This window comes from Streptomyces sp. URMC 129 (assembly GCF_051386415.1).
In the GTDB taxonomy this organism is placed as follows: Bacteria; Actinomycetota; Actinomycetes; order Streptomycetales; family Streptomycetaceae; genus Streptomyces.
On sequence record NZ_JBPQTQ010000213.1, the window covers coordinates 1 to 5,473 of the forward strand.

Here is a 5,473-nt window from a genome sequence, read left to right on the forward strand (position 1 = left end):
CGGCGACAGCCACAGCGCGTCCACCCCCAGCTCGGCCAGATAGTCCAGCCGGCCCGTGATCCCCCGGAGATCCCCGATCCCGTCCCCGTTCGAGTCCGCGAAACTGCGCGGATAAATGTGATAAATGACGGCGGACTTCCACCACGGCTCGACGGCGGTCGCGTTGCCGGAGGCTGCGATGGCGGAAGACATGGCGGGACCTCATCTCGCTGGGAGGATCACGCGCGCGAGAAACCGGGCGCCCGGTCATTCTCCGGACCGTCCTTTCGCCGCGTCAACTCGTCCCGAATCCGCGTCGTCGTTCCCGTGTGCACGCCCTCGGGTGCGGCTGATACGAAAGCATGATTTCCCTACGGCAACTCTGGGCGTGGCAGGATGACGCTTCATGACCTCATTACCGCTGCCGCCCCGGACACCGTTGTCCGGCCCCGCGCGCGCCGTCGCGCTGGAGGTGCTGCTGCGCGGCCCGCTCCCCCGCGGGGAACTGGCGCGGCGGCTGGGCCTGTCCGCCGCCAGCCTCACCCGGCTGGCCCGCCCGCTGCTGGAGAGCGGACTGCTCACGGAGACGGGCCCGAGCCGCGAGCCGCGCACCGGGCGACCGACCCGGCCGCTCGACGTGGTGCCGGACGCGCACCGCTTCCTGGGGGTGCGGCTCACGGGCGAGGAGGCGCACGCCGTCGTCACCGACCTGCGGGCCGGAGTGATCGCCTCCGGCCGGTCCGCGCTGCCGGGGCCCGCGCCGGAACCGGCGGCCGTGGTGGCCACCGTCCGCGGGCTCGCGGACCAGCTGGCGGCGGCCACCCCCGGCATCACCGCCGCCGGGGTCAGCCTCGGCGGCCAGGTGCGGGACCACGCCGTCGTCACCCGCGCCCCCTCCCTCGGCTGGACGGCCGGGGTGCCGCTCGCCCGGCTGCTCTCCGACGCCCTCGGGCTGCCGGTCCTCGTGGACAACGACCTGCTGGCCCTCACCCGCGCGGAGCACTGGTTCGGCGCGGGCCGGGGCCGGGACCGGTTCGCCGTCCTGACCACCGGCGTCGACGTCGGCTACGGCCTGGTCGTCCACGACCGCGTGGTCGACGGGCCGGACGCCGGGCTGGGCCCCGCCGCGCACCTCCCGCTGGACCCCTTCGGCCCGCCCTGCCCGCGGGGCCACCAGGGCTGCGCCACCGCGATGCTGTCCGTCCCCGCGCTGTGCGCCGCCGCCGCGACCGCGCTGCGCCGCCCCGTGGAGTACACCGAACTGCTGAGCCTGGCCGAGGACGGCAACCCGGTGGCCCTGCCGCTGGTCACCGCCGCCGCGCGGGCCCTGGGGCGGCTGATCGCCGCCGTCGCCAACCTCACCCTGGCCACCACCGTCGTCCTCACCGGGGAGGGTGTCGGCCTGGCCGGTGCCGCCCGCGCCGCCGTGGACGACGCCCTGCGCGCGGACCGTGACCCCCTGGCCGCCCGGGTCGAGCTGGTGATCCGGCCCGTCGACGCCGCCGCCTGGGCCCGTGGCGCGGCGGCCGGCGCCATCCAGCGCCACGTGCTCGGCCACCCGTCCTGACCTGGGACGCGCCCGGCGTTGCCGCACCGCCCGGCCTGTGGTTCTCTCGTAGCCCGCCGGAGAGACCGGTGAACCACGATGATGTGCGCGGGAGTTGACCCTGTGGCAGAGGAACGTGACGTGACGTCGGGCATCGACAAGTCGGTGCCGCACTCGGCGCGGATCTGGAACTACTGGCTCGGCGGCAAGGACAACTACGCCGTGGACCGGGCGGCGGGCGACGAGTACCGCAAGGTCTTCCCCGGCATCGTGGATCTCGCCCGTGCCCAGCGGTACTTCCTGGCCCGCGCGGTGCGCTTCCTCGCCGGCGAGGCGGGGATCCGCCAGTTCCTCGACGTCGGCACCGGCCTGCCGACCGTCGACAACACCCACGAGGTCGCCCAGCGGGTGGCCCCCGAGGCCCGCGTCGTCTACGTGGACAACGACCCGCTGGTGCTGGCCCACGCCCACGCCCTGCTCACCAGCTCGCCCGAGGGCGCGACCAGTTACGTGCACGCCGACCTCCGCGAGCCGGACACCATCCTCCAGGAGGCGGCCCGCACCCTGGACTTCGGCCGTCCCGTCGCGCTGACGCTGATGGGCGTGCTCGGCCACATCACCGACACCCAGGAGGCGTACGCGATCGTGCGGCGGCTCATGGACGGCCTGCCGCCCGGCAGTTACCTCGCCCTCGCGGACAGCAGCGACAGCGACACGGCCTTCGCGGAGGCCCAGCGCCGCTACAACGAGGGCGGCGCGGTGCCGTACATCCTGCGCAAGCCCGAGGAGATCGCCGGGTTCTTCGACGGCCTCGCACTGGTCGAGCCGGGCGTGGTGCCCGTGCCGCAGTGGCGCCCCGAGGTGTCCGGCCTGGGCTCCTCCCACGGAGCCGAGGAATTGTGCGGGGTCGGCCGTAAACCCGTCGCCGACCGCGGTGCGTGACAACGCGACTGTCGCGACATGTGCGTTCCGCACGGCCGTCTCATGACATGAGTGACTGTCCGGTCGGCCGGGCGGCGTGAAAACCTCTTGTTCACGTGCCGAAGGAGGGCGATGGACAAGCGGTACGAGGTTTTCTGCCTGGTGGACAAGTATTTCTACGAAACCCCGGACCGGGTGGCCGGACAGGGCACCGGCCGGGGCGACGCGCCGGAACTCTTCGAGACCGCGCGGCGCCCGGTGCCCGAGGGCTGGTCCACCCAAAGAGTCGGCGACTGGCTGCACATGCAGCCGCCGTCCGGTGAAATGCCCCTCCAGGGCTGGAAGATTCACGCCTCCGCCGCTCTGGCCAACGCGGACAAGACGGCCGCGAAAATCTGGGAATACTGCGTGCCCCGCCGTATTCCCTTCAAATTCGTGCCCAGCCGGCCGCAGCTCTTCCTGCGCAACTCGAAATACGCCGGGCGGGACAGCAGCGGCAAGTTCGCGACGATCTACCCGGCGGACGAGGAGCAGACGCACACCGTCCTCACCGAGCTGGGCGAGCTGCTCGACGGCGAGCCGGGGCCGTACATCCTGACCGACCTGCGCTGGCACGAGGGCCCGCTGTACGTCCGGTACGGCGCGTTCGCCCCGCGCTACTGCGACAACGGCTCCGGCACCCTGGTGCCCGCCATCGAGAACGCCGAGGGCCGGCTCGTCCCGGACCGCAGGACACCCACCTTCGGCGTGCCCGAGTGGGTCACCCTGCCCGCCTTCCTCGAACCGCACCTCGCCGCCCGCAACGGCGTCACCGTCCGCGACCTGCCCTACCGCATCGACGCCGCCCTGCACTTCTCCAACGGCGGCGGCGTCTACCGCGGCACCGACCTGCGCGACGGCGAGCAGGTGGTGCTGAAGGAGGCACGCCCGTACGCGGGCCTGGCGGCCGACGGCGCCGACGCCGTCACACGGCTGGAGCGGGAGAAGGCCGCCCTGGAACGGCTGGCCGGCCTGTCCGTGGCGCCCGGCGTGCGCGACTGGTTCACCCTGGGCGACCACCGCTTCCTGGTGATGGACTTCCTGCCGGGCCGCACCCTCAACTCCTTCTTCGCCGAACGCCATCCGCTGCTCACCGTCGACCCCGACCCCGCCGCCCTGGCCGGGTACACCCGGTGGGCGCTGACGGTCCTCGCGGGCGTGGAGCGGGCCGTGGCCGCCCTGCACGAGCGCGGGCTCGTCTTCAACGACCTCCACATGTTCAACGTGATGGTCGCGCCGGACGGCGAGTCCGTGTCGCTGCTGGACTTCGAGGCCGCCGCCCCGGCCGCCGACAACGGACGGCAGATCGTCGCCCACCCCGGATTCATGGCCCCCCGCGACCGGACCGGCCACGCCGTCGACCGCTACGCGCTGGCCTGTCTGCGGCTGGCCCTGTTCCTGCCGATGACCTCGCTGTTCGCGGTCGACGCGGGCAAGGCCGCGCACCTGGCGCAGGTCGCCGCCCGCCAGTTCCCCGACCTGCCCGAGGGGTTCCTCGACGAGGCCGTCGCGGAGATCGAGGGCCGCCGCCCTTCCCCGGCGCCCGCCCCCCGGGTGACCGCGCCGCCGGTGGTGCCGCTGCCGTCCGGCGACTGGGAGCGCTGCCGCGCCTCCATGGTCCGCGCGATCCTCGCCTCGGCCACGCCCGAGCGCGATGACCGCCTCTTCCCCGGCGACATCGCCCAGTTCGCCACGGGCGGCGGCCTCGGCCTGGCCCACGGCGCGGCCGGTGTGCTCTACGCCCTCGCCGAGACCGGCGCCGCACGGTACGAGGAGGGCGAGCGCTGGCTGCTGCGGCACGCCGCCGCCCCGCCCGAGGGCTGCCGGCTCGGCCTCTACGACGGGCTGTTCGGCGTCGTCCACGCCCTCCACCGGCTCGGCCACACCCAGCCCGCCCTCGACCTGGCCGCCCTCGCGCTCGCGGAACGCTGGGAGCGCCTGCCCGCCGACCTCCACGGCGGCCTGGCCGGGGTCGGCCTCGTCCTGGACGACCTGGCCGCCGCCACCGGCGACGACGCGCTGGCCGCGCGGGCCGCCCGCGCCACCGAGCTGGCCGCCGCGTCCCTCACCGGGCCGCCCGCGCCGCGCGGGCGCAGGCGCGCCGGGCTGCTCCACGGCGCGTCGGGACCCGCCCTGCTCTTCCTGCGGCGCTACGAACGGACCGGCGACCGGGCCCTGCTGGACCTGGCCGCCACCGCCCTGCGGCGCGACCTGGACCACCACTGCGTCCACGACAGCCGCGGCACGCTTGTGGTCGACGAGGGGGACCGCATCCTGCCGTACCTCGGTGAGGGCAGCGCGGGCATCGCCGCCGTCCTCGACGACTACCTCGCCCACGCCGCCGACGCCTCGTTCGAGCGGGCGCGGGCGGAGATCCTGCCCGGCGCGATGCTGCGCTACTACGCGCAGCCGGGCCTGTTCCGGGGCCGGGCGGGCATGGTCTGGCACCTGGCCCGCACCGCCACCCCGGCCGCCGCGGACCCGGCCGCGCTGATCGCCCAGCGCGACGCCATGGACTGGTACGCCATGGACTACGAGGGCGAACTCGCCTTCCCCGGCGAGCAGATGATGCGCCTGTCCATGGACCTGGCGACCGGCACCGCCGGCTGCCTGCTGGCGCTGGGCGCGGCCCGGCACCGCACCGCGGGAGGCGGCGGGCCAGGCCCCCGGCTCCCCTTCCTGCCGCCCCCGGGGCGGCCCTAAGGACCGGCCCTCCGACGGAGGGCCGCACCAAAGAGGCGCCCCCGCCGCCCCGCGGCGGAGGAGCCACTGGTTACCGACGAAAGGAAATGCCCCATGTCCCTGCTCGACCTGCAGACGATGGAGCCCGAGGCCGCGACCACCGGCGGCGGTGGCGGCGGTGGCGACCAGAGCAGCCTGAGCCTCCTCGCCTGCGACAAGCACAGCTCGAACAGCTTCCTGCTCTGCCTCTGAGCTGTTCCGGCCGGACAGCGGCGGCCCCGCGCGGCACTTCGCGCGGGGCCGTCC

At 74.6% G+C, this 5,473-nt stretch carries 5 protein-coding genes; 4 read left to right on the plus strand and 1 reads right to left on the minus strand.

All coding sequences use genetic code 11. From position 1 onward, the window contains the following. On the minus strand, positions 1–192 hold a 192-nt coding region (locus tag ACSNOC_RS26810; RefSeq protein WP_436750162.1), incomplete at its 3' end, for an alpha-amylase family glycosyl hydrolase. A gap of 193 nt (positions 193–385) precedes the next feature. Here ACSNOC_RS26810 and ACSNOC_RS26815 point away from each other — a divergent pair. From ACSNOC_RS26815 to ACSNOC_RS26830, 4 genes are all read left to right on the plus strand, one after another. Then, positions 386–1,546: an ROK family transcriptional regulator gene (locus tag ACSNOC_RS26815; RefSeq protein ID WP_436750163.1), complete on the plus strand. Its 1,161-nt coding sequence runs from the start codon at positions 386–388 to the stop codon at positions 1,544–1,546. Positions 1,547–1,627: 81 nt separating this feature from the next. Then, positions 1,628–2,467, plus strand: a complete 840-nt coding sequence (locus tag ACSNOC_RS26820; RefSeq protein WP_436750166.1) for an SAM-dependent methyltransferase — start codon at positions 1,628–1,630, stop codon at positions 2,465–2,467. 111 nt (positions 2,468–2,578) lie between these two features. Beyond that, entirely contained in the window at positions 2,579–5,188 is a 2,610-nt protein-coding gene (gene lanKC / locus ACSNOC_RS26825) for a class III lanthionine synthetase LanKC (RefSeq protein ID WP_436750164.1), read from the plus strand. Between the two features lie 93 nt (positions 5,189–5,281). Next, positions 5,282–5,419: a SapB/AmfS family lanthipeptide gene (locus ACSNOC_RS26830; protein ID WP_436750165.1), complete on the plus strand. Its 138-nt coding sequence runs from the start codon at positions 5,282–5,284 to the stop codon at positions 5,417–5,419. Positions 5,420–5,473 lie beyond the last annotated feature (54 nt).

What these genes read in the sequence shown, in the direction of transcription:
- ACSNOC_RS26815 (WP_436750163.1), top strand. Translation starts at nt 386, where the DNA reads ATGACCTCATTACCGCTGCCGCCCCGGACACCGTTGTCCGGCCCCGCG.
- ACSNOC_RS26820 (WP_436750166.1), top strand. Translation starts at nt 1,628, where the DNA reads ATGTGCGCGGGAGTTGACCCTGTGGCAGAGGAACGTGACGTGACGTCG.
- lanKC (WP_436750164.1), top strand. Translation starts at nt 2,579, where the DNA reads ATGGACAAGCGGTACGAGGTTTTCTGCCTGGTGGACAAGTATTTCTAC.
- ACSNOC_RS26830 (WP_436750165.1), top strand. Translation starts at nt 5,282, where the DNA reads ATGTCCCTGCTCGACCTGCAGACGATGGAGCCCGAGGCCGCGACCACC.